This is a genomic window from Salinilacihabitans rarus (assembly GCF_024296665.1).
Classification (GTDB): domain Archaea; phylum Halobacteriota; class Halobacteria; order Halobacteriales; family Natrialbaceae; genus Salinilacihabitans; species Salinilacihabitans rarus.
Window position 1 is genome coordinate 202,224 of the sequence record NZ_CP100762.1, and the last position, 22,188, is coordinate 224,411.

26 protein-coding genes and 1 pseudogene are annotated in these 22,188 nt (G+C 70.7%); 15 read left to right on the top strand and 12 right to left on the bottom strand.

Annotated elements, in window-relative coordinates; genetic code table 11:
- The first annotated feature begins 43 nt into the window (after positions 1-43).
- Positions 44-235, top strand: coding sequence for a 30S ribosomal protein S17e (locus NKG98_RS01055; protein WP_254767894.1), 192 nt, complete (start codon positions 44-46; stop codon positions 233-235).
- Positions 236-325: 90 nt separating this feature from the next.
- On the opposite strand, the gene NKG98_RS01060 is transcribed toward NKG98_RS01055, so the two are convergent.
- On the bottom strand, positions 326-640 hold the full coding sequence (locus tag NKG98_RS01060) for a hypothetical protein (RefSeq protein ID WP_254767895.1): 315 nt from the start codon (positions 638-640) through the stop codon (positions 326-328).
- Positions 641-866: 226 nt separating this feature from the next.
- On the opposite strand from NKG98_RS01060, the gene NKG98_RS01065 reads away from it, so the two are divergent.
- Together NKG98_RS01065 and asd are read left to right on the top strand one after the other, a co-directional pair.
- Positions 867-1,856, top strand: coding sequence for an aldo/keto reductase (locus NKG98_RS01065; protein ID WP_254767896.1), 990 nt, complete (start codon positions 867-869; stop codon positions 1,854-1,856).
- Between the two features lie 71 nt (positions 1,857-1,927).
- The gene (gene asd, locus NKG98_RS01070) at positions 1,928-2,962 is read left to right on the top strand and encodes an aspartate-semialdehyde dehydrogenase (protein ID WP_254767897.1); all 1,035 of its coding nucleotides are present in this window, start codon (positions 1,928-1,930) and stop codon (positions 2,960-2,962) included.
- An 8-nt stretch (positions 2,963-2,970) separates the two neighbouring features.
- Here asd and NKG98_RS01075 read toward each other — a convergent pair whose 3' ends face one another.
- The 3 genes and pseudogenes from NKG98_RS01075 to NKG98_RS01085 all read right to left on the bottom strand — a co-directional run.
- Positions 2,971-3,417, bottom strand: a complete 447-nt coding sequence (locus NKG98_RS01075) for a universal stress protein (RefSeq protein WP_254767898.1) — start codon at positions 3,415-3,417, stop codon at positions 2,971-2,973.
- A gap of 127 nt (positions 3,418-3,544) precedes the next feature.
- Positions 3,545-4,516 (bottom strand): D-2-hydroxyacid dehydrogenase, encoded by a 972-nt coding sequence (locus NKG98_RS01080; RefSeq protein WP_254767899.1) that lies wholly within the window; start codon positions 4,514-4,516, stop codon positions 3,545-3,547.
- A 49-nt stretch (positions 4,517-4,565) separates the two neighbouring features.
- Positions 4,566-4,832, bottom strand: a pseudogene (locus NKG98_RS01085) (enoyl-CoA hydratase/isomerase family protein); the annotation flags it as partial.
- Between the two features lie 78 nt (positions 4,833-4,910).
- Between NKG98_RS01085 and NKG98_RS01090 the strand changes: the two are divergent.
- The 7 genes from NKG98_RS01090 to NKG98_RS01120 all read left to right on the top strand — a co-directional run bounded on the left by NKG98_RS01090 (position 4,911) and on the right by NKG98_RS01120 (position 10,121).
- Positions 4,911-6,287, top strand: a complete 1,377-nt coding sequence (locus NKG98_RS01090; protein WP_254767901.1) for an NAD(P)/FAD-dependent oxidoreductase — start codon at positions 4,911-4,913, stop codon at positions 6,285-6,287.
- A gap of 72 nt (positions 6,288-6,359) precedes the next feature.
- Positions 6,360-7,031: a helix-turn-helix domain-containing protein gene (locus NKG98_RS01095; protein ID WP_254767902.1), complete on the top strand. Its 672-nt coding sequence runs from the start codon at positions 6,360-6,362 to the stop codon at positions 7,029-7,031.
- A gap of 114 nt (positions 7,032-7,145) precedes the next feature.
- Complete coding sequence (locus NKG98_RS01100) at positions 7,146-7,607, top strand: hypothetical protein (RefSeq protein ID WP_254767903.1); 462 nt, start codon at positions 7,146-7,148, stop codon at positions 7,605-7,607.
- A 245-nt stretch (positions 7,608-7,852) separates the two neighbouring features.
- Entirely contained in the window at positions 7,853-8,386 is a 534-nt protein-coding gene (locus NKG98_RS01105; RefSeq protein ID WP_254767904.1) for a DoxX family protein, read from the top strand.
- A gap of 13 nt (positions 8,387-8,399) precedes the next feature.
- Positions 8,400-8,693 carry a hypothetical protein gene (locus NKG98_RS01110; RefSeq protein ID WP_254767905.1) on the top strand — a complete coding sequence of 98 codons (294 nt, stop codon included), beginning with the start codon at positions 8,400-8,402 and terminating at the stop codon, positions 8,691-8,693.
- Positions 8,694-8,815: 122 nt separating this feature from the next.
- Entirely contained in the window at positions 8,816-9,706 is an 891-nt protein-coding gene (locus NKG98_RS01115) for a cytochrome c oxidase subunit 3 (RefSeq protein ID WP_254767906.1), read from the top strand.
- A 52-nt stretch (positions 9,707-9,758) separates the two neighbouring features.
- Positions 9,759-10,121, top strand: coding sequence for a hypothetical protein (locus NKG98_RS01120; protein WP_254767907.1), 363 nt, complete (start codon positions 9,759-9,761; stop codon positions 10,119-10,121).
- 3 nt (positions 10,122-10,124) lie between these two features.
- Here the strand turns inward: NKG98_RS01120 and NKG98_RS01125 are convergent, their stop codons facing one another.
- On the bottom strand, positions 10,125-10,664 hold the full coding sequence (locus NKG98_RS01125) for a DUF7979 domain-containing protein (protein WP_254767908.1): 540 nt from the start codon (positions 10,662-10,664) through the stop codon (positions 10,125-10,127).
- Entirely contained in the window at positions 10,654-12,939 is a 2,286-nt protein-coding gene (locus NKG98_RS01130) for a DUF6789 family protein (protein ID WP_254767909.1), read from the bottom strand. Before NKG98_RS01130 ends, NKG98_RS01125 begins: the two co-directional genes overlap by 11 nt.
- 189 nt (positions 12,940-13,128) lie before the next feature.
- On the opposite strand from NKG98_RS01130, the gene coxB reads away from it, so the two are divergent.
- A complete protein-coding gene (gene coxB, locus NKG98_RS01135) occupies positions 13,129-13,893 on the top strand; it encodes a cytochrome c oxidase subunit II (protein WP_254767910.1) in 765 nt (254 codons plus the stop codon).
- Between the two features lie 443 nt (positions 13,894-14,336).
- Here the strand turns inward: coxB and NKG98_RS01140 are convergent, their stop codons facing one another.
- Positions 14,337-14,912, bottom strand: a complete 576-nt coding sequence (locus NKG98_RS01140) for a TlpA family protein disulfide reductase (RefSeq protein ID WP_254767911.1) — start codon at positions 14,910-14,912, stop codon at positions 14,337-14,339.
- Between the two features lie 144 nt (positions 14,913-15,056).
- Positions 15,057-16,292: an MFS transporter gene (locus tag NKG98_RS01145; protein WP_254767912.1), complete on the bottom strand. Its 1,236-nt coding sequence runs from the start codon at positions 16,290-16,292 to the stop codon at positions 15,057-15,059.
- A gap of 145 nt (positions 16,293-16,437) precedes the next feature.
- On the opposite strand from NKG98_RS01145, the gene NKG98_RS01150 reads away from it, so the two are divergent.
- Positions 16,438-17,292, top strand: a complete 855-nt coding sequence (locus NKG98_RS01150; protein WP_254767913.1) for a helix-turn-helix transcriptional regulator — start codon at positions 16,438-16,440, stop codon at positions 17,290-17,292.
- A gap of 96 nt (positions 17,293-17,388) precedes the next feature.
- Positions 17,389-18,210 (top strand): helix-turn-helix transcriptional regulator, encoded by an 822-nt coding sequence (locus NKG98_RS01155; protein WP_254767914.1) that lies wholly within the window; start codon positions 17,389-17,391, stop codon positions 18,208-18,210.
- Here NKG98_RS01155 and NKG98_RS01160 read toward each other — a convergent pair.
- The 3 genes from NKG98_RS01160 to NKG98_RS01170 are packed head-to-tail and all read right to left on the bottom strand — an operon-like array spanning position 18,168 to position 20,549.
- On the bottom strand, positions 18,168-19,013 hold the full coding sequence (locus NKG98_RS01160) for a hypothetical protein (protein WP_254767915.1): 846 nt from the start codon (positions 19,011-19,013) through the stop codon (positions 18,168-18,170). The genes NKG98_RS01155 and NKG98_RS01160 overlap by 43 nt on opposite strands.
- On the bottom strand, positions 19,010-19,183 hold the full coding sequence (locus NKG98_RS01165) for a hypothetical protein (RefSeq protein WP_254767916.1): 174 nt from the start codon (positions 19,181-19,183) through the stop codon (positions 19,010-19,012). The genes NKG98_RS01160 and NKG98_RS01165 overlap by 4 nt, the downstream gene beginning before the upstream one ends.
- Positions 19,170-20,549, bottom strand: a complete 1,380-nt coding sequence (locus tag NKG98_RS01170; protein ID WP_254767917.1) for a selenium-binding protein SBP56-related protein — start codon at positions 20,547-20,549, stop codon at positions 19,170-19,172. Before NKG98_RS01170 ends, NKG98_RS01165 begins: the two co-directional genes overlap by 14 nt.
- Before the next feature lie 181 nt (positions 20,550-20,730).
- On the opposite strand from NKG98_RS01170, the gene NKG98_RS01175 reads away from it, so the two are divergent.
- Entirely contained in the window at positions 20,731-20,952 is a 222-nt protein-coding gene (locus NKG98_RS01175; RefSeq protein ID WP_254767918.1) for a hypothetical protein, read from the top strand.
- Position 20,953: 1 nt separating this feature from the next.
- Here the strand turns inward: NKG98_RS01175 and NKG98_RS01180 are convergent, their stop codons facing one another.
- A complete protein-coding gene (locus tag NKG98_RS01180) occupies positions 20,954-21,307 on the bottom strand; it encodes a helix-turn-helix domain-containing protein (protein ID WP_254767919.1) in 354 nt (117 codons plus the stop codon).
- Positions 21,308-21,429: 122 nt separating this feature from the next.
- Here NKG98_RS01180 and NKG98_RS01185 point away from each other — a divergent pair, with 122 nt between their 5' ends.
- On the top strand, positions 21,430-22,089 hold the full coding sequence (locus tag NKG98_RS01185) for a helix-turn-helix domain-containing protein (RefSeq protein WP_254767920.1): 660 nt from the start codon (positions 21,430-21,432) through the stop codon (positions 22,087-22,089).
- The last annotated feature ends 99 nt before the right edge of the window (positions 22,090-22,188 follow it).

Sequence of the window (22,188 nt, forward strand, 5' to 3'; positions counted from 1 at the left end):
CCAAAATGGTGTGTTATAAGAGTCTCAAGACGGAAGCGCCTGTATGGCAATCAAACCGGCCTACGTCAAGAAGACCGGGAACCTGCTCCTCGAGCGGTACCCGGACGCGTTCACGACCGACTTCGAGCAGAACAAAGACAGCGTCGAGAAGCTGACCAACATCGAGTCCAAGGGCGTCCGCAACCGCATCGCGGGCTACGTGACGCGCAAGAAGGGCGCGGAAGTTCCGGCCTAGAGCTGTTCTCTCGTCTCGCACGCGAACCGGCGAGCGACGGCTCTGTCCTCGAAGGGGTCGGAGACGTCGTCGGGTTCGGGATTCTCGTCGTCAGTCCTCGGCGGCCTCGGCGGCGACCGGCTCCTCGGCCCCGTCACCGGCTTCGTGGCCGTGGTCGTCGCCGAAACCGGGCTCCATGTAGAAGGCGATCCACAGCGCGAGGACGCCGACGCCGGCGCCGAACGTGAGCGCGACCGCGCCCTCCAGGATCGTCAGTTCGCGGCCGACGACGAGCAGTTCGCCCCCCTGGTAGCCGGTCCAGCCGGCGACGACGCCGAGCAGAATCGCGAGCGCGCCGACGACGGCCGCCGACAGGTTGAACGTGCTCTCGAACGGGCCGACGCCGCGTTCGGTCGCGGCCGTCATCGGTCCCACCCCGCGGTCGGTCGGGGCGTCGGTTCGCGGGCGCCGGCCGACGCGGCGCCGAGCGGTCCGGAGTCGGGCGAGTGCGGGTGCATCGTTCGATGGGTTCCGCTACGCGTTCTTAATTGCTTCTGTGTTCGGCCGCGATATCGCGGGTCCACGCCGTCGCGCCGAGGCAATCGGCACGGGGTTCCTGAACGTTCAGGTGGGCGGATCCGGAAGACGGGGTATGGACCGACGCGCGCTCGGCACGACCGGCTGGGAGGTCACGGAAGTCGGACTCGGCACCTGGAACGTGGGCTCGGACTGGGGCGACGTCCCCGAGGCGGAGGGTCGCGCGGCCATCGACGCCGCACTGGAAGCCGGCGTCGACTTCGTCGACACGGCCGACGTCTACGGCGACGGTCGCAGCGAGCGGCTGATCGCCGAGACGCTCGCGGCCCGCGAGGACGAGGACGACCCCGTCGTCGCGACGAAGGCGGGCCGCCGACTCGACCCCCACGAGGCCGACGGCTACGACCGCGACCACCTCGAACGGTTCGTCGACCGGAGCCGGGAGAACCTCGACGTCGAGACGGTCGACCTCCTGCAGTTGCACTGCCCGCCGACGGACGTCTACTACCGACCCGAGACGTTCGAGGCCCTCGAAGCGCTCGTCGACGCGGGGAAAATCGCCCACTACGGCGTCAGCGTCGAGCGCGTCGAGGAGGGGCTGAAGGCGATCGAGTACCCGGGCGTCGAGACCGTCCAGATCATCTGCAACCCGTTCCGCCAGCGCCCGGCCGAGCGGTTCCTCCCCGCGGCCGCCGACCGCGACGTGGGCGTGATCGTCCGCGTCCCGCTCGCCTCGGGGCTTCTCACCGGCGCGCTCGACGCCGACACCACCTTCCCGGAGAACGACCACCGCAACTTCAACCGCGACGGCGAGGCGTTCGACGTCGGCGAGACGTTCGCCGGCGTCCCCTTCGAGGTCGGCCTCGACGCCGTCGACGCCCTCCGGCCGGTCGTCCCCGACGGCTGGACGATGGCGCAGTTCGCGCTCCGGTGGATCCTCGACCACGAGGCGGTGACGACGGTGATCCCCGGCTCGACGAACCCGACGCACGTCCGCGAGAACGTCGAGGCGGCCGACCGCCGGTCGCTGACCGACGAGGAGCGCGCGGCGGTCCGCGAAGTGTACGACGAGTACGTCCGCGAGCACGTCCACCACCGGTGGTGAGCCGTTCGAGGCGCCAGCAAACGGTGACTCGATCCAAACGGTTTTGCGCGCCCGGTTCCCAGCCCCCGACAATGGCAGTACGAGTTGGCGTCCTCGGCGCGACGGGCGCCGTCGGACAACGACTGATTCAGCTTCTGGACCCACACCCCGACTTCGCGGTCGCGGCGCTGACCGCCAGCGACGCGAGCGCCGGGAAGACCTACCGCGAGGCCGCCAAGTGGCGCGTCGACACCCCCATCCCCGAGGACGTCGCCGGGATGACCGTCGGCGCGACCGAACCCGACTCGGTCCCGGACGACGTCGACCTGCTGTTCTCCTCGCTGCCGTCGAGCGTCGGCGCCGCCGTCGAACCCGACTTCTGTGAAGCCGGCTACGTCGTCTCCTCGAACTCCTCGAACGCGCGGATGGCCGCGGACGTCCCGCTCGTGATCCCCGAGGTGAACGCCGACCACCTCGACCTGCTCGAAGTCCAGCGCGACGAGCGCGGCTGGGACGGCGCGCTCGTGAAGAACCCGAACTGCTCGACGATCACGTTCGTCCCGACCCTCGCCGCCCTCGCCGAGTTCGGCCTCGAACGGGTCCACGTCGCGACCCTGCAGGCCGTCTCCGGCGCGGGCTACGACGGCGTCACCTCGATGGAGATCATCGACAACGCCGTCCCCCACATCGGGAGCGAGGAGGAGAAACTCGAAACGGAGTCACGCAAGCTACTCGGCGGGTTCGACGGCGCCGAACTCGACCGCCACGACGTCGAGGTCGCCGCCTCCTGCAACCGCATCCCCACGATCGACGGCCACCTCGAGAACGTCTTCGTCGAGACCGACGAGGACCTCTCGCCCGCGGCGGCCGCCGAGGCGATGCGCGAGTACCCCTCGCTCGACCTGCCGTCCTCGCCCGACCCCCTGATCCACGTCTTCGACGAGCCCGACCGCCCCCAGCCCCGGCTGGACCGCACGCTCGGCGACGGCATGGCCATCGCCGCCGGCGGCCTGCGCGAGTCGACGTTCGGCCTGCAGTACAACTGCCTCGCGCACAACACGATCCGCGGCGCCGCCGGCGCCAGCGTCCTCAACGGCGAACTGCTGCTGGAGAACGGCTACCTGTAGGTTCCCTTTCAGTCCTCGTCCTCGCTCGCGTCCGCCCGCGGGAGCGACACGACCGGCACCGACGCCGTCTCGACAAGCCGCCGGGTCACGTCCCCGGTGAGCAGTTTCGTCAGTCGGCCGCCCGTCCGCGGGACGAAGACGACGCCGTCGACCCCGTGGTCGGTCGCGGCGTCGAGGATCGTCTCGACCACGTCCGTCCCGTAGAGAATCTCCGTCTCGACGGTCAGACCGGCCGCTTCGAGCGGCCCGCGCGCCCGCCCGAAGGACTCGGCCGCGTACTCCCGCCGGGCTTCGAGGGGAGCCTTGTCCGGCGCGCCGCCGCCTTTCTCGATGACGTGGACGACGAACGCCGTCACCGGGGGTTCGAGGCGGGCGGCGACGGCCCGAGCAGTCCGCTCGGCGTCGTTCGGGTCGGCGACGGGGACGAGCACCGGTCCGTCGAACGTTATCGCCATCGGGCCACCTCGCGGGGCGTGTACACGGTCATCTCGTCCGGACCTACCGGCTCGGGTGCCATAAATGTAGACGAGAGCCGCCGCCGACGGGGCGGTGTGACCGACCGCGCTCGTCGCCGCGACCGGCCTACGTCCGCGGCAGGACCTGGTTGTCGAGCCCCTCGAACGAGTCGCTCTCCTCGATCCGGCGGACGTTGCCGGCGACGACGTCCGCCAGCCGCTCGTAGTACTCCGGGGTGTGGCCGGCGTTGTGCGGGGTTAGCTGGACGTTCTCGAACGTCCACAGCGGGTGTTCCTCGGGCAGCGGCTCGGGGTCGGTGACGTCCAGCGAGGCGCCGCGGAGGCGGTTCCGGCGCAGCGCGTCGACCAGCGCGTCGGTGTCGACGACCGGCCCGCGGGCGACGTTGACCAGCACCGCCTCCGGCGGCAGGGTCACGAGCGCCTCGGCGTCGACCAGCCCGCGGGTCTCGTCGGTCAGCGGGCAGGTCAACACGAGGTAGTCCGTGCGCGCGAACGCCTCGTGGAGGTCGTCGTCGTAGCCGAACACCTCGTCGGCGGGGCCGCCCTTCTCCGGGGAGTGGCGCACGCCGATCGTCTCGACGCCGAAGGGGTCGAGACGCTCGCAGACCGACCGGCCGATCGCCCCCAGTCCGACGACGGTCACGGTCGAGTCCTGCAACTCGTGGGCCCGATAGTGGCGCCACTCCCGGCGGCGCTGGCGGCGCGCGCCGACGTGGAACCGGCGGGTGAACGCGAGGATGGCACCGAGGACGTGTTCGCCCATGTTCGGGCCGTGGACGCCGGAGGCGTTCGTGACGGTCACGCCCCGCTCGTCGAGGGCGTCCAGCGGCAGGTGGCCCGTGCCCGCGTACGCGCACGCGAACACTTCGAGGTTCTCGGCGACCGCGAGCAGCGACTCGTCGAGGTCCATCCCGGTCACGAACCAGGCCTCGCGGATGGCCTCGCGCTCCTCGGCCGGCGTCCGGGCCAGCCGAACCGGCGTGTCTGGCAGTCGGTCGCGGATGGCGGCCGCGTACTCCTCGACGGGCGTCCCGTGTGTCCCCGTCCGGAGGACGAGTACATCGAGGTCCTCTGGCATACCCCCACGCTCGAACCGGAGGGGCAAAGAACCGTGTGCTCCGGGGGGCCTACCGGCCCTCGAACTCGGGGTCCTCGTCGCCGAGGAAGCCGGCCAGCCCCGCCGCGTAGTCGTCGGTCTCGGCCAGCGCGGCGATCCGGTCTCTCTCGCGGTCGAGGTGCGTCGCGAGGTCGGTTTCGTACGCGCTCCGGAACAGCCCCTTGAGTTCGGCGTAGGCGCGCGTCGGCCCCGCGGCGAGTCGCGCGGTCACCTCCTCGAACCGCGCGTCGAACGCCTCCGCCGGGACCGCCACGGTCGCCAGTCCCGCGTCGACGGCCTCCTCGGGGCGGCTGAACTGTCACGATCGGCGGGAGTTTCAGGCAGTTTAATAGGCAGCCTTGAGTCCCCACCCAGTATGGAACGCGTTGACGTCGCGATCGTCGGCGGCGGGCCCGCGGGGGCCTCGGCGGCCGAACAGGCCGCCGCCCACGGCGCCGAGACGGTCCTCTTCGAGCAGGGCGTACCCCGGGAAGACCGCGAGGACGTCGGTCCCGACTCGACCGACGCCGCCGGGATGCTCGACTACTGGGTCGACATCATGGGGTTCGACTACGAGGAGATCCCCGACGAGATCGTTCTCCGCGAACTCGAGGGGGCGGACTTCGTCGGCCCGACGACGGCGGTCGAGTTGAACACGACGGGCATCGACGCCTCGTACCCGACGTTCGGCTACACCTTCCACCGCGCCCGGATGGACGACTGGCTCCACGAACGCGCCGCCGACGCCGGCGCCGACCTGCGCGTCGGCGTGGGCGTCAAGGACCTCGAAACCGACCTCTCGGGGGCCGCGCCGAGCCACACCGTGACGCTGTCCGACGGCGAGGCGGTCGAAGCCGACTACGTCGTCCTCGCCGACGGCCCCCAGCGGCGGATCACCCTCGGCGCGCTCGACCAGTTCACGCCCGCCGGGCGGAGCATCTCGGAGGTCCTCTCGCCGCCGGAGGCGAACCACATCGCCTACCAGGAGTACCGCCGGTTCCCCGAGGAGGTCTTCGAGGAGGACCGCCTGAAGTTCTGGTGGGGGTACATGCCCGGCGAGACGGCCTACCCGTGGGTGTTCCCCAACGACGACACGGTCGCCCGCGTCGGGTTGACGATGCCGATCGGGATGACCCTCGACGACGTCGCCCACCCCGAGTCGTACAAACTGCTGGCGCCGACCGACGAGCGGATCCCCGCCGGGGCGGAGTACATCCGCCGCCTGCTCGAACTGGAGTACGGCGACGAGTACGACGTCGAGTCGGCGTTCCCGCGCGTCGAGGACCGCGGGAAGTCGAAGGGGACCGAGACCTACCCCATCTCCTCGACGCGGCCGATCGAGTCGCCCGTCGGCGCGAACCTCGCGGTCGCCGGCGGCGCGATGGGCACCACCTCGGCGTTCCACGAGGGCGGCTACCACGTCGCCGTCCGCACCGGCAAGATCGCGGGACGGCTCGCGGCGACCGACGCCCTCGGCGAGTACAACGAGGTCTGGAAGCGGGCCATCGGCGACGAGATCCTGCGCAACGTCTCCTTCGCCGACATCGTCGAGGACTACGAACCCGACGACTGGGACCGGGCGTTCGGGATCGTCTCCGACATGCAGGACGCGAACGGCGACGGCGCGCTGATCGCGAAGAAGTACTCGGCGGGCATCGGCGCGACGAAGATCGTCGCCGCCTACAAGAAGCGCAAGTTCGGGTACCGCGACGGCAAGTACGTCCAGTTCCGCGAGGACGAGTACGTCTACTGACGGCGGTGGATTCCCGGGGAGTGGGAATTAGGAGTCGAAAGTAGGCCGATGACCGTCATACGTCCGGTAGAGATGAGCCGCGACGCGACGACAACGAGCGGATCGAACGCCGGGTCGTCACTGCGGGCGCTCCTGCGGATCGAGCCGGAGTCGTCCGCCGGCTGTTCGGTACTCGCGGCGGGCACCGAGGGCGAGGACGTCCGGCAGAACTTCGTCTACACCGACGGCTCGGCCGCCGAGGGCGGCTGCGAGTGCCGCGCCGAGGTCACCGTGATCGACGGCGACGAGCGCAAGCGCCGCCTCGTCGGAAGCGAGGTCGACGGCGGCTGCGTCTGCATGGCGCTGCGGCGAACCGACTGTGTCACCGAGATCGAGGGGTTCCGCGACGGCGCGTTGCTCGTGTCGGTGACCGTCCCCGGCCGCGACGCGCTCCGGTCGGTCGTACAGGCCGTCCGCGAGACGGGCGCGACCGTCCAGCTTCGCCGGATCCGCGACCTCGGCGAGGCCGACGAGGACGCCGCCGACGAGCGCTTCGTCGAGGTCGACGCCCGCGAGATCACCGACAAGCAACGCGAGGCGATCCGGGCGGCCTACGACGCCGGCTACTTCGAGCGCCCGCGGCGGGCCGACCTCGACGACCTCGCGGAGGAACTCGGGGTCTCGCCCTCGGCGGTCTCCCAGCGCATCTCCGCCGTCGAGTCGCGCCTCGTACTCGAACTGCTGCGCGCCGAGGACGGCTACTGATCTCGCCGACGCGACGCCGACCGACCCGCCGCGAGCCGCGCCGCTCGATCGATTAAAATACCTGTAGTATGAAGCGACGAGTCGACTGGTTGGTATGTCGTACCGTCGACCATGATGGATTCAGACCGAGAGGGCCACGATCCGGACGCCCACGATCTCCACACGGTCGACCGCGACCGCATCCGCTACGAGTTGACGTTCGAACTCGACGATCCGGCCACCGTTCCGATCGAGCGTGAACGGCTCACGGACGCCATCCTCGGCTGTCTGACCGTCGATGGCGTACAGGGGTTCTGGGCAGAACGGCGCGTCGGCGGCCGCCACGGCCGGCTCACGTTCGAGTTCGACGACGAGTCGGCCTGGGAACGGTTTCGCGACAGCGACGGCCACGCCGCGCTCGTGACGACGCTCGAGGACGGCATCGCCGCCGTCGAACGGGAACTGTGGGGTCCGGGTGCGGTCTCGCTGGGCGAGGACGGCCCCCTCGTCGTTCCGCTCGAGAGGGTCCTCCCCGGTTCGCTCGACCCGCCGGCGGACGACGACGCCGAACCGATCCCCACCGGCGACCGCCCCTGACCCCCCTTCTGGAATCCGTTTAACAGGTGCGTTCGGCGAACGGACCACAACGTACATGTCCGATGCGCGAACTCGACTTAAATGGCTGTAGTATCAAGCGGGAATGCCATCGTTTTTGCCTCCTTTCGTTCGCCTGTAGCGGCGAGTGAATAGTACGGTGCGCGGCCGGGAGGTCCCGGCCGCGAAACGCCGGGGCGCCGACGTCACCCGCGTCGACGCCCCTCGAAACGAGACGGGGACGAACAATGAGCTACGACGTACAACGGATCCGGACGGACCTATTCGGACGTGACGTATCGCTCGCGCTGAGCGCGCCGTGGACCAGCTACTGGCTCGTATTCCTGCGCGTGATCACCGGCTGGTGGCTCCTGCACGCCGGCCTCGGGAAGGTACTCGAAAGCGGACTGTTCTACGACACCACCGGCTGGGTGATGGCACAACAGGACGCCATCACCTACCCGCTCATGTCCTGGTTCGCGACGAACGCGGCCTGGCTCCCGAACCTCATGGTGCCGTGGGGCCAGATTGCGATCGGCCTGGGGCTCATCCTCGGCTGCCTGACTCGGCTGGCGGCGGCCAACGGCGCGATCCTGATGTTCTTCTTCTACTTCGGGAACGCCGGCTGGGCCCACGGGTTCGTCAACGGCGACCTGCTCGGGCTGTTGATGTTCCTCACGATCCTCCTGTTCGGCGCCGGACGGGTCTGGGGCGTCGACGCCTACCTCGAGCGCACCGACACGGTACGGAACAACAAGTGGATGCGGCTCCTGCTCGGTTGAGAGGTGACACGACATGACAACTGACACGACCACGACCGCGGATCGGATCGCGATGGCGCTGGGTGGCGGGCTGATCACCCTCGGCGTCGTCGTACTGGGCCTGATCAACACGCTCGCGAACGCGCCGACGGTGCCCGCCGTCGAAGAGGGCGAGATCGTCGCGACGCCGATGATCTCGCCGGAGATACGGGCGTACCTCGTCGCGCTGGGGCTGCTCGTCTGGCTGGTCTACGCGCTGTACAAGCTGACCAGCGTCCCGCCGGGAACGACCGACGAACGCGAGCACCCGGGCGCCGTCGAGGGCTGACTCCCCGTCGACCGCCCCGCGAGTAACCGACCGACCGACCGCTTTTTGCCGACCGCTTCGACGCCGTGAGCCGTGACCGGCGAGCGACGGGCATTTTTGGGCGTCGGCGTGGTATCGCGCCCATGACGTCCGCCGACTCGCCCGCGGACGACGGCGCCGCCGGCACGACGGACGCGACGCACCGGCGGCCGGGAGGCGCCCCGCACGGCCCGACGGCCGCGGGGGACCACGACGAACACGAACACCGGAGCCGGTGGCCGCTCGTGGCGGCCCTCGGCGCCGGCGGCCTCTACGCCGGGGTCGCGATCGCTTTGCTCGCGAACGCGGCCGGGTTCGCCAGCCCCGCCGTCGGGGTCGTCCTCGGTGCCGGGGGCGCGCTCGTCCTCCTCGTCGGCGTCTTCGGCTGGCTCGACGAGGCGTTCTTCGGCCGCCTCGACGCCGCCGGGATCGGCAAGCCCCGCGAGTCCTACGTCGGCACCACGCTGCTGTTCCTCGCGACCGACGTCGCCACGTTCGGCGCGGTGTTCGTCTACTACTTCTTCGTCCGCGTCGGCGCGTGGCCGCCCGGGGAGTTGCCGCCGCTGCTCAGTTCGCTCGTGCTGGCGAACACCGCCGTGCTGGTCGCGAGCAGTTTCACGCTCCACTTCGCCCACGAGGGCCTGCAGGAGGGCCGGCGACGGCGCTCCCTCGCGTTGCTCGCGACGACGCTGGCGCTCGGGGTCGTCTTCCTCGCCGGACAGGCCTACGAGTACTACGAGTTCGTCGTCGCGGAGGGCTTTACGCTCTCGGACGGCGTGTTCGCAAGCGCCTTCTTCGGGCTGACGGGGCTGCACGGCCTGCACGTCACGCTCGGCGTCGGCGGCCTCGCGATCCTCTGCTGGCGGGCGCTGCGCGGCCACTACGGCCCCGACCGGGACACCTCCGTCTCGACGGTCTCGCTGTACTGGCACTTCGTCGACGTCGTCTGGCTCTTCCTCGTGGTCGTCCTCTACGTCGGCGCGGCCGCGACCTGAGCCCGCGGCCGAACGGTCGGGCTTTTGTACGGCCGCGGGCAACCCCCTCGAAATGGACACCGCTCGACGGTTCGTCGCGGACCTCGCGGCGACGACCGACCGCTGGTGGTACCTGCCGGCGGTCGTCGCCGCGACGGCCGTCGTCGTCGAGGCGCTGGTCGTCTCCGAGGCCGCCTCGCCCCGGCTTCTGGAGGCGCTGGTCGCCTTCGTGCTGGTTCCCGGCGGCTTCCTCGCGGCCGGGGCGATGGCCCTCGACCTCGTCGCCAAAGCCGAGGGGCGTCCGCCTCCGGGACTGGTGGGCTACCCCGCCGCGGTGCTCGTCACGCTGGCGCTCGGGACGTTCTGGCTCTACCTCGTCGTCGCCGTCTACCTGCTGGTCTGGGTGCGGCCGGGGTGGGCGCTGTCCGACGCGTGACGATCACTCCTCCGGCCGTCGCCGCATCCGCTCCTCGAAGCCGGCCATCCGCCGGTAGATCGGCGGCGTCAGCACGCCCGCGACCCCCACGAGGATCGCCACGCCCCCGATCGGGAACAGCAGGGGTTCGGCCTCCAGACAGGAGTTCAGCGACGCGATCCGGACGTAGTAGCGCTCGCCGTCGACCGCGACGATCGCACCCTCGCGCAGCACGGCCCCGTTTTCGGCCCCGCCCTCGACGACCGCCTCCTCCAGCGGGCTGTCGATCGCCTCCCTGATCGCCTCGCGCTCGGCCGCCGAGAGGTTCTCGAACGGGACCTCCTCGGCGGTACCCGCCGGCCGCTCGTCGGGTCCGAGCGCCCGGACCTCGACGTCGGGCTCGCCACAGAGGCCCAGCGCGTCCTGCATCACGACGTAGCCGCCGAGGATGGCCGCCGGAATCCCGAGGGCGATCAGGAGGACGCCGACGAACGGGACGACGTAGGTGAGCAGGAACGACTCGCCGGGTGCCCGCGGCGACGACGCGGTGTCGTCAGCGGCCATACTCCTCGGGCGCGGCCGGGCGTCTGCTTCCGAGGTACTCGACCGTGCCGGCGAGGCCGAGGCCGTACAGCCAGTGGCCGACGAGGACGAACGCGAGGTAGCCGACGAGTTCGAGCCCGCTCTGGCCGGTGTAGAAGGCGATGGCGAACCCCGAGGCGATGATCGTCGCGAACCAGAAGCCGGTGACGAGGCTCAACTGGCCGGGCAGGAACTCCCCGAACGTGAGAAACAGCAACACCCAGGTCACCATCCCGCCGACGAGGAAGACGGTGTAGCCGAAGACGGGGGTGGCCGGGAGGCCGACCAGCGTCGCGAGGTCGGCGAACGACGCGACCTCGAAGACACCGATGATGTAGGCGACGGTCAACACGCCGGTCAGCAGCATCGTCCCGACGAAGCCGCCGACCGCGCCCGCGAGCGCGTCGGCGAGGACCCGCTCGGCGATCGGTCGCAGTCGGCCGTACAGCGAGGGTGCCTCGCCTTTCGGCGTCGGCTCGTAGGACTCGCGGACCGCCTCGGGTTCGGCCGGCGGGATCCCCCGCTCGCGTTCGAGTTTCTCCTCGAACCACTGCCACTCGCGGGTGAACTGGTCGGTCTCTTTCAGGTTCCACGGGTCGGCGTCCGCGACGGGGTCGCCCTGGAAGTACGACCACACCATGTTGTACAGCCACAGCAGGACGCTCAACCCGACGACGTACGCGCCGACGGTGGCGACGATCTGCAGCGAGTGGAACTCGGCGGGGTAGGTCGCGTACCGGCGCGGGAGTTCGAGGAAGCCGATCGCCATCAGCGTCCCGAACGTCAGCACGGAGCCGCCGACGAGCAGCACCGACTGGAACAGCGCGAGCCGCCGGTCGTACATCCGGCCCGTCAACAGGGGGTACCAGTAGTAACTCGCCGCGAACATCATCAGCGGGATGATGCCCATGACGATGAAGTGGAAGTGGCCGACGACGTAGTAGGTGTCGTGGTAGACGACGTCGATGGGGATGACCGCGAGGAAGACGCCGGTGATCCCGCCGTAGATGAACGTGCCGATGCTGCCGACACACAGCAGCGTCGGCGCGGCGAGTTTGACGTCGCCGTTCCAGATGGTCGTCATCCAGTTGAACACCTTGATCGCGCTCGGGACGGCGATGGCGACGGAGGTGGCCATGAAACTCGCCCGGATGCGGGGGTCGAGGCCCGCCGCGAACATGTGGTGGGCCCACACCCCGAAGCTGAGGACGCCGATGGCCAGCGTCGAGTAGACGATGAACTTGAAGCCGAACAGCTTCCGGCCGACCATCTTCGGCAGGATGAGGCTCAGCAGCCCCGCCGCCGGGAGGAAGATGATGTACACCTCGGGGTGGCCCCAGAACCAGAACAGGTGTTGCCAGAGGATCGGGCCGCCGCCCTCGGTCGCGAAGAACGTCGTCCCGAAGTTGCGGTCGAACAGCAACATCAGGAGGGCACTACCCAGCAGGGGGAACGCGAAGATGACGATGCCGCTCGTGACGAGGAGGTTCCACGAGAAGATGTCGAGGTTGCCCCAGCCGATCGACTCGTCGCGCTCGTAGACGATCGTCGCGATGAAGTTGATCCCGGCGATGGTCGTCGCGACCCCGCTGAGGTGCAAGCCGAGCAGGAGGAAGTTGATCTGCGGGTCCGGGGTCACGCTCGACAGCGGCGTGTACAGCGTCCAGCCCAGCGCCGGTTCGCGAAGCGCGAACAGGGGGGTGAGCCACTCCTCGGGGACGGCGAGCGCGAGCGTCTTCCCGGAGACCTCCGCGATGATCCCCAACCGCGCGAGCAGTAGCGCGGGCGGCAGCATCCAGAAGCCGACCGCGTTCAGCCGCGGGAACGCCATGTCGTCGGCGCCGATCAAAAGCGGCAGGAAGTAGTTGCCGATGCCGAAGAAGACGGGCGCGACGAAGAAGATGAGCATCGTCACCCCGTGCATCGTGAACAGTTCGTTGTACGTCTGCTCGGTCCAGAGGTCCGCCGCGGGCGTCAGCAGGTGCGTGCGCATCATCATCGCGTCCACGCCGCCCCACAGCGCCGCGACGGTCCCGAGCGCGATGTAGAGCAGGCCGATCTCCCGGTGGTTCGTCGACGTCGTCCAGCGAATCGCCGCCGCCTTCGCCTCCGCGAGCGTCGGCCGGCGCTCGCCGACGGCCGCGTACCCGCCGTCGGGCGACGGGTCGGTCCGCCGCCACCGGGCGAGGCCGGCCACCAGCAGGCAGCCGACGACCACCGCGAGGAAGAGGCCAGCCTGAACGACCGCCCGGCTCATCGTACCACCCCCGGTCGACGACCGGACGCGTGGCGACTGCTGGCGAACATAGCCGCACCGTCACCGTCGTCAGCAATAAAGCTGAACTGACACGTTCGGGAAAGTCGTCGCCGCCGACCCGTCGCGCGCCGTGACTCTCACGCGTCGCGTGAAGGCCGTATTTCCGGGCGGCCGTGGAAGCCGGCACCGATGCCCAGCCGCCGGCTCGTCGCCCTCGCCCTCGCCGGACTCGGACTGCTCGCGTCGACCGGGACGGCGACCGCCCAGTCGGTCAACCGCGACCTCATCGAGGGTCTGGAGTTCCAGTTGCTGTACGTCGCGCTCCCGCTCTCGCTGTTCGTCCTCACCGTCCTCCTCTACGCCACCGTCAGGTTCTACGACAACGACGACCCCCAGCCGACCCCGGAGGACCCCGCCCTCGAGATCACGTGGACGGCCGCGACCGCGATCATCCTCGTGTTCGTCGGCCTCGCCGGCTACTCCGTGCTCGTCAGCCCCTACGTCTCCCCGTCCCAGCCGGCGGACCTCGCCGGCGGCGAGGAGGGCGGCGTCGAGAGCGTCGAGGACCTCCCCGAGACCGACGACGAGGTCGTCCACGTCCGGGGCTACCAGTGGGGGTGGGAGGTGACCTACCCGGACGCGAACGTGACGACGAGCGACGAAATCGTGCTCCCCGCCGACGAGGACGTGACGTTCTGGCTCACCACCGACGACGTCATGCACTCGCTGTTCGTCTCGGACCTCGGGGTCAAGCAGGACGCCTACCCCGGGGAGTACACCCGCGCGCGGACGCACGTCTACGAAACCGGAGCGTACGACGCCCGCTGTACGGAGTTCTGCGGCGCCGGCCACTCCCGGATGGAGGCGACGGTCGTCGTCGTTCCACAGGAGGAGTACGACGCGTGGCTCGAGGAGAACGCGGATTCGGAGAACGCCAGCGCGCCGGGCGTCTGACACCGGAAAGCGTTAAACGACGCGATCACCTATATAAACTGCGTGCCTCTGTCCCCGTCCGAGCAGACCCACACGGGTGCGATGACGGCACGGCGAACCCGGGCGCGCGACACTCACGAGTCGTGATTCCTCGCGAATCACGCGCCGCGAGACGGCGTCAGCCGTCTCGCCAGTCGGTGGTTCCTGTGGAACCACCAGTTCGGCGGCTCGCGCCGCCTCACAAGCCGCGACTCCCCAAGAGTCGCGCAACGCCCGGCACGAGGGTTAGCCAGCCGACGCGGCACGCCGCCACGGGATGAGGCTGGACGTTAGTGTTCCGGGCGACACTTCTTTCGAGACGCGGAGACGGCGAGTGCCCGCTCCGTCCCGGTCACGCGAGCGCGGGACGGTTACGCCTCCGGCCCGTGTCGTCCCCGTGAGCGACGGGGAGGGGTTCGATCCAGTCAGCCCCGGACCGCCGCCTCGATCGCTTCGACGACGACGTGGTCCGCAAGCCGGCCGCTGCGGCGCCAGCGGATCGTCCCCTCGCCGTCGAGCAGCATCGTCGTCGGGAAGCCGCCGACGCCGTAGTGGTCGTTGACGACGCCGCCGTCGTCGACCCCGAGGGGCCAGCCGCCGTCGGTCTCGGTCCACCACTCGGCGAACCGCTCGTCCGAATCGGCGGGGTCCCGGGTCGGGTCGGTGATCGTCAGGAACGCCGCGTCGGCGTCGTCGACCGCCGCCCGCGCCCCGGCGAGCGCCGACAGCGTCGCCCGACTCGTGGGACAGCGCGTCCGCGCGAAGTTGACGAGGCGGAACCGTCCCGGCTCCGGCAGGGAGACCGTGCCGGACTCGCTGCCCGGCGCGTCGATCGTCCGCACCTCGAACGGGGGTCCGGTTCGACGGTCGTCTTCGTTCTCGCCGTCCTCGTCGGCGTCGGCTCCGTCGCCGGCCCCCGGCGGTCCGCGGGTCGCGAGGGCGGCCACACCGACGACAGCGGTGAGGCCGCCGACGCCGACGAGGAGGTCGCGCCGCCTCACGCCCGCCTCCCGTCGGCCGGTCGCGGGCGCTCGCGGGCGCTCGCGGGCGCGGGCCCCGCGCAAGCCGCCGGCGCGTGGTGTGTCATAGCAGCCCCGTCGTATCGCGGGGGCAAAGGCCCGTCGGTCGGGCCGAGGGTCGTGTCCTCACGCCCGCCCGGGGACGGCGGAAGCGCGGGCGAGGCGCTGGCTCCCCGCCGCGACGGCGACGAGCGTCGCGACGGCGGCCACCGCGCTGGCGGCCAGCAGGAGCGGCTCGTAGCCGTAGCCGACCGTGACCGCGAGCCCCGCGAACGCGACCGGGCCGCCGGTGCGCCCGAGGAAAGTGGTGCTGTTGCGCAGGCTCATCGCGCCCGCGAGGTGTTCGACGGGGATGCGGTCGCTCACGGCGGCGTCGACGGCGGGCATCGAGAGCCCGATGCCGACGCCGACGACCACGAGTCCGCCGGTCACCGCGAGCGCGCCGTCGGCGAGCCAGAGGCCGGCGAAGCCGACCGCGTAGCAGGCGAAGCCGGCGGTGATCAGCCGATCGTTCGCGAAGCGGCGGGCCAGCCGACCGCTGGAGGCCGCCGCGGCGGTCGAGGCGCCCTCCGAGAGCAGGATCACGAGGCCGATCGCGACCGGCGCGAGCGTCCCCGCGAGCAGGAAGGGGACGGCGGTGAACACGACGCCGAACAGCAGGAACTCCGTCAGGAACGCGACGCCGAACAGCGCCAGCGTCGGGCCCGTCGCGATCGTCCGCGAGGCGTCGACGAGGTAGGCCGTCCCGCGCGCGCCGCCGGACCGCGACGGCTCGTCGAGGGCGACGTGTGCGAACGCCGCCACCGGCAGCGCCGCGAGGTAGACGACGAACGGCGCGTTCCACGAGATCGCGGCCAGCGCCCCGCCGAGGACGGGAAAGAGCGCGGCGGTCGCCGACAGGACGGCGACGTTGACCCCGAGGACGGCGTTGCGCCGGACGCCGTCGTAGGCGTCGCCGACGATCGTCACCGTCGTGATGAAGATCGCCGCGGCCGCGGCCCCCTGGGCGAGTCGGAGCGCGAGCAGGACCTCGAACGACGGCGCGACGACCATCGCCCCGCCGAGCAAGCCGAACGCGACCAGCCCGCCGACGAGCACGCGTTTGCGGCCGATCCGATCGGCGAGCATCCCGATGAACGGCGAGAGGACGATCCCGACGACGAAGTAGCTGCTCACGAGCAGGCTCGCCTGCACGTCGGTGATCCCGAACGCGTCCCGGAACGTCGGGAGGACGGGGCTGATAAGCGGGACGCCCAGCGGTGCGAGCGCGGTACTCGCGAGCACGACCTGGACGGTCCGCGAGCCCCACGGGACGGCGGCGTCCGAGTCGGCGTTCGACGATGGTTCGACTGCTGGTTCCATACTCGTCCGGAGGCGCCCGCGGGCCCTATAGGCATTCACTGACACTGATATCTTCGGGCGAGTCGGCGTCTCGGGGGGTGAGACACAGCTAAGCGGGTGAGAGGCGTACGCATACCAACGGTCGCGGGAACGACCGGGAGACACCATGACGGGTTCCGTACTCGACGAGGTTCTGGAGGCGACGATCGAGGCCGACACCAGTCGGCTCTCGGCCCACGAGCTGGGGCCACGGCTCGACACCGACGAACTCGTCGACGTCGTCCGCCACCGCGCGCTCCTCGAAGTGCTGTTCGAGGCGCCGCTGGACCGGCGCGACCTCGAAGACCGGCTGGGGGTCTCCCGGGCGACGAGCCACCGGTTCACGCGCTGGCTGGACGAGCGGGACCTCGCCGAGCGCGCCGACGGCCGGTTCGCGCTGACGGGCAAGGGGCAGGCCTACGCCGACGCCATCTTGCACTTCGAGCGCGACCTTCGCGCGGCGACGACGCTGGCGCCGCTGCTCGAGTCGATCTGCGAGGCCCACCGCGAGTTCGTCGTCGCCCCGTTCGCCGACGGGACGGTGACCACGGCGACGCCGGGTGACCCGTACGCGCCGGTCACGCGGTTCGCGGAACTGCTGGAGGGGAGCGACGCGTTCCGCGGGTTCAACACGACGCACGTGATCCCGCCGGCGCTCGACGACGCGTTCGGCCGGCCGTTCGAGGGGGTCGACGCGGAACTCGTCTCGCCGCCGGAGGTCGTCGAGTCTCTGGTCCGGACGGACCCGGAGCGCCTGCGGGGGGAGTCCGGATCGGGCCACCTGACGCTGCGGACCCGCGAGGCGCTACCGTACGGCCTCGCCGTCTTCGACGACCGTGTCGGCGTCGCGGGCTACGACGAGGACACCGGCGCGATGCGCGTCTTCGTCGACTCCGACTCGGCGATCGCTCGCGGGTGGGCCGAGCGCGTCTTCGAGTCCTACCGGGCTCGTTCGGAGCCGGTTCGACCGCCGGAGGACTGATCGTCGTGTGCCGGCGGGCCGTCGGCGCGGTTGACCCGTCCCCCACGGGGTACAGTACTTGACGACCGGCGGCGTAGCTCACCCAAAGGGGAGACAATGACACACACGAACGTCCTGCCGCAGTCCGAGGTGGAGCCCCTGCTAGAGACCGTCGAGTTCCTCTCGCGGTCCGCGAACCGCGTCCGGGTGCTCGACGCCCTGACGGCGGGGCCGGCCGACCGCCGCGGGATCGAGGCCGCGACCGGCGTCTCCCGGGCGACGCTCAGCCGGACGCTGGCGGCGTTCGAGCGACGGGGGTGGGTCGACCGCGACCGCGACCGGTACGAACTGACGGAACTCGGCGCGTTCGTCGCCCGCGAGTTCCGGGGACTGCTCGACCGACTGCGCGTCGTCGACGACCTCCGCGAGGTGGTCCGGTGGTTCCCCGAGGAGGAGTACGGCTTCGACCTCGCCGGGCTGGCGGGGGCCGACGTCGTCCGCTCGCGCAAGGCGGACGCGTTCGCGCCGACGACCCACCTCGTCGAGTCGCTCGAATCCGCCGAACGGGCGCGGATCGCCTCGTACACCCTCCTCCCGGACTGCATCGAGACGTGCCGGCGACGTGTCGCCGCCGGCCGGTTGACGCTAGATCTGATCCTCGGGAACCGCGCGGTCGCCGCCGTCGAGGCTCACCCGACGACGGCCGCCCACATCGACGAACTGGCGGCGTCGCCGGCGGCGCGGCTCTCCCGGTACGACGGGGACCTGCCGTTCGTCGTCGTCGTGGCCGACGACGCGGTGAACCTCTGTCTCTCCGACGAGGACGGCGCGCTCCACGCGACGATCGAGACGACCGATCCGGGGATCCACGCGTGGGCGACGACCCGCCTCGACGTCTACCGGCGCGAGGCGGTCCCGATCGACGCGCCGTCGCCGTGATCGGCGTGCTCGCCCAGCGTCTCGTTCCGCCCCGCGCGGATCGTGCGCAGCGACCGCGCCGTTCCGCCGCCGCCGACGACGAACAGGACGCCGGCGACCAGCGCGAGCGACGGCGCCTGGACGGCCGGCGACGCCGCGGCCCCGGCGAGCACGCCGACGACCGCGCCCGTCGCGTACCCCACCTGGACGACGCCGATCGCTCCCAGCGCCCGCGGCGCAGAGCCCGCGTCCGCGTACAGCCCGCCGACCGCGGCGGTCTCCAGCGTCGCGTGGCCCGCGATGATCGCGGCGCCGAGGAGGGCGAGGCCGCCGCCGGCGGCGTAGAGCGCCCCGATGGCGGCCCCTTCGAGCAGCCGGTGGGCCACGAGGCCGCCGAGCGTCAGGTCGGCGTGGCCCCGGCAGCGACCCGCGCGGGCGCCGGTCCGCCTCCCGACCCACAGCGCGGCCGCGGCGCCGACGGCGCCGGCGGCGACCGCCGGGCCGACCGCCAGCCGCGCGGCCGCGAGCGCGAACGCGAGCCCCAGCGCGAGGAGGAAGCCGCCGAACGCGAGCGTCGAGGTCGACGCCGCGCCCGCGCGGACACGAGCCGACGATCCGAACCGGAGCGCGAGCAGGCCGCCCGCGACGCCGCCGACGATCGGCAGGCCGAGGGCGACGGCGAACGCGACGCCCGCGGCCGGCGCCCCACCGTCGGTGCCGTGGGCGCTCGCGGCGGCGGGAACGAGGGCGAGAGCGAGCGCTACCCACGCGACGAGCGCACTGTGCCTCGACCGCGGCTCGGCCCGACGCAGTCGGGTGGTCACGGCTCCTCCGTCGTCTTCCACGGCGTCGGGGCCGAGGCGGCCCGGACGCCCGCGCCGACCTCGATCCGGCAGTCGGCCCGCGGCCGCGCGACGCAACACACCGTCTCCCGGCGGCCGTCGCGCCACGTCAGGGCGAGGTCGTAGCCCGGGGCGGGGCTACTGCCAGACATCGCTGGTGCAGTCGCCGCCGGGCCAGCGCATCTCGTGGGCCCGCGCCGGCCCCTCGGGCAGGTCGCCGAAGTCGACGAGGAACTCCTCGTCGAGGGTCATCGTCCCCCGCCGCGGGTCGACGTCAGCCTTCAGCATCACGGAGCCTTGCTCGCCCTCGGCGGGGAAAAACTGGTCGTCCCACGTCGAGTACAGCGAGGTGGTCCAGTAGAGCCGTTCGCCGTCGAGGCTCAACTGGAGCATCTGCGGGCCGGCGTTGATCGCCCGCCCCCGGACCTCCCGGACGTCGCCGAAGAGGCCGCCGACGGAGATGGTGTCGGTGGGCCGCGGGTTCGACGGGTCGGAGACGTCGTACATGCGGACCTCGCCGTGGAGCCAGTTCGTGAAGAACAGGTACCGGTCGTCCATCGAGACCAGGAGGTCGGTGATGAGGCCGGGGACCGGCATGTCCCAGTCCTCGTGTTCGCGTGGCTCCACGTCGATGACCTTCGTCGCGCGCCACTCGCCGTCCTCGCTGTGGAGGTGGAACATGTTCGAGGAGAGCGCCGCGCCGACGTAGGCGTGGTCCGACTCGGGCGAGTGGAGGAAGCGGACTTCGAGCGGGACCAGCCCCTCCTCGCCGAGGTCGATGGTCTGTTCGACCGTCCGGTCCGCCCAGTTCCAGACGTTGAGCCGCTGGCCGTACTTGCCCGCCTCGACGTCCGCGAGGTCGAACCCCGGCTGGTAGGTCGACGGGGCGGCCCACTCGGAGGAGACCATCACGTTGCGACGCGGCTGGTACCAGTAGTCGTAGTTCATCCCGATGTCTCCCGGCGTGTCGAAGCGGCCGGCGATCTCGAACTCCTCGTCGAGCAGGAGGAAGCCACCCGGGAGGTCGCCGTCGGCGTTCCCGAGCATGCTGATCATGATCTCCCCGCCCGGGATGCAGTGGACGGTGTGTGGGGCCGAGAGGTCGTGTTCGAAGACCTCCTCGGGTTCGATGACCTTGACGAGTTCGGGGTTCTCGCGGTCCGCGGTGTCGACGACGTGGATGCGCGAGGAGCGGTTCCCCGGCACGACGAGGTACTGGCGTTCGAGCCCCTCGGCGTGACACGACGACGAACAGGCGTTCCAGCCGAAGTGGTGCAGTTCGTCGCCGCGGGTCGGCATCTCGATCCGGTCGATTATCTCGCGGTACGTCGCCGACTCGGGGTCGACGTCGACGACCGCGAGGAAGTCGGGCGCGTCGACGTCGGTGCCGGTGTGAAGCGAGACGACGTACGCGACTTTCTCCCGTTCCGCTTCTTCGATGGCGGCCTGGGGAGTCGTGTACCCCGGCCCGCCGACGTCGTGGTCGTGTTCGTGGTGGTGGGTGTGATCTACTGCCATGGGGGCGTCACGGTACGAGTACGCCGCGAAGTATCGAATAGACGCCCGCTGCACCCGTTCCGCCGGCCGGAACGGTTGCACGCGGCGGAACGGGTACACGGCGTGCAACGGCCGCCGACGGTCCGCGACGGCCCCGGCGGTTTCCGACACGCCTTAGCCGGCCCGTCACGGAGCCGACGACATGGATCAGGGAGGGTTCGTCAGACTCGCCGTCGTCGCGATCGGGATCGTCGTCCTGAGCTTCTTCGTCCTCGGGTTCAGCAGGCTCGTCCTCCCGTACCGGACCGCCCAGACGGTCGCGGCGCCGGTCGGCCTCCTCGGCTTCGCGTTGCTGGTCTATCTCTCGGCGCGGGCGACGCTGTCGGCGGTCGGAATCTGGGAGATCGAGGAGTCGGAGCCCTGAGTCAGGGCTGGGAGAGGGCGACTTGGAGGCCCTCGTCCCCGGAGACGGTGACGGTGACGTCGTCGAAGCCGCGGCGGTACTCGCTCGCGTGCTTGCCCGACGTGCGGATGCGGATCCCCTCTTCGAGCAGCGACGCGTCGGTCAGCAGTTCGAGTTTGCGGTACAGCGTCGACCGCGGAATCTCACACCGGTCGGCGATCTCCGACGCCGTAAGCGCCGTCTCGGCGGTCGCCGCGAGGATCTCGCGGCAGTCGCGGTCCTCCAGAGCGGTCAGGACCGCCTCGGCGTCTAACGCCGGTTCGCTGGCCCACTTGAGTCGTGCATCCCTCGCGTCGCGGTCGATCGTCACGGACATGTTCGAGTCGATTCTTACTTTCTACCGGACGCCAACGTAGCCGCGCCCACAATATACGGGGGCCTTTATAACGGGCGGCGGAATCGGTGGACTTAGGGCCCACACGCCCGAGGTACGACTGAATGAGTTCGGGCATCCGCGCCGAGGTGCGGGTCGAGTCGCCGGCCGACTGCCCGGTCGCGCGCGTCTCCGGCGAGGCGGACGCGGCGAGTTACTCGATCACCAAGAGCGTCGACCCGACCGACCCCGACGTCGTCACCGAGGAGTTCGTCCTCGGCGCGCGGGCCGACCCCGACGACCTCGACGTCGACCCCTCCCTCGACGACGTCTTCTCGTACGGTTCGAAGGCCGTCTACCGCTTCGAGCGCGACCTCGGGCGGGGCTGTGCCTGCGAGTGCATCGAGCGCTTCGACTGCCCGGTGATCGACCTCCACGCCGAGGACGGCGCGTTACACCTCGTCTTCCACGCCCCCGACATGGAGACCCTGCAGGGAGCGATGGGGGCGCTCCGCGAGCGGTACCCCGACCTCGACGTCCAGCGACTGTTGCGCTCGCGCGAGGGTGAGACCGACGAGGAGAAACTCGTCTTCGTCGACCGGAGCCGGCTCACCGACCGCCAGCGGGAGGTCCTGGAGACCGCCCACGGGATGGGCTACTTCGACCACCCCAAGCGGGCCAACGCCGGCGAGGTGGCCGACGAACTCGACATTACGACCTCGACGCTGACCGAACACCTCTCGGCGGCCCAGCGAAAGCTCCTCGGGGCCATCCTCGACGGGTAATCCTCGTACCGACTGCGTCCACGTGGACTGCTACCCACTCCCGTACCCATCAAATAGAGGATGAATAGCTATTACCTTCTCCGGTGACGTTCCGTACAC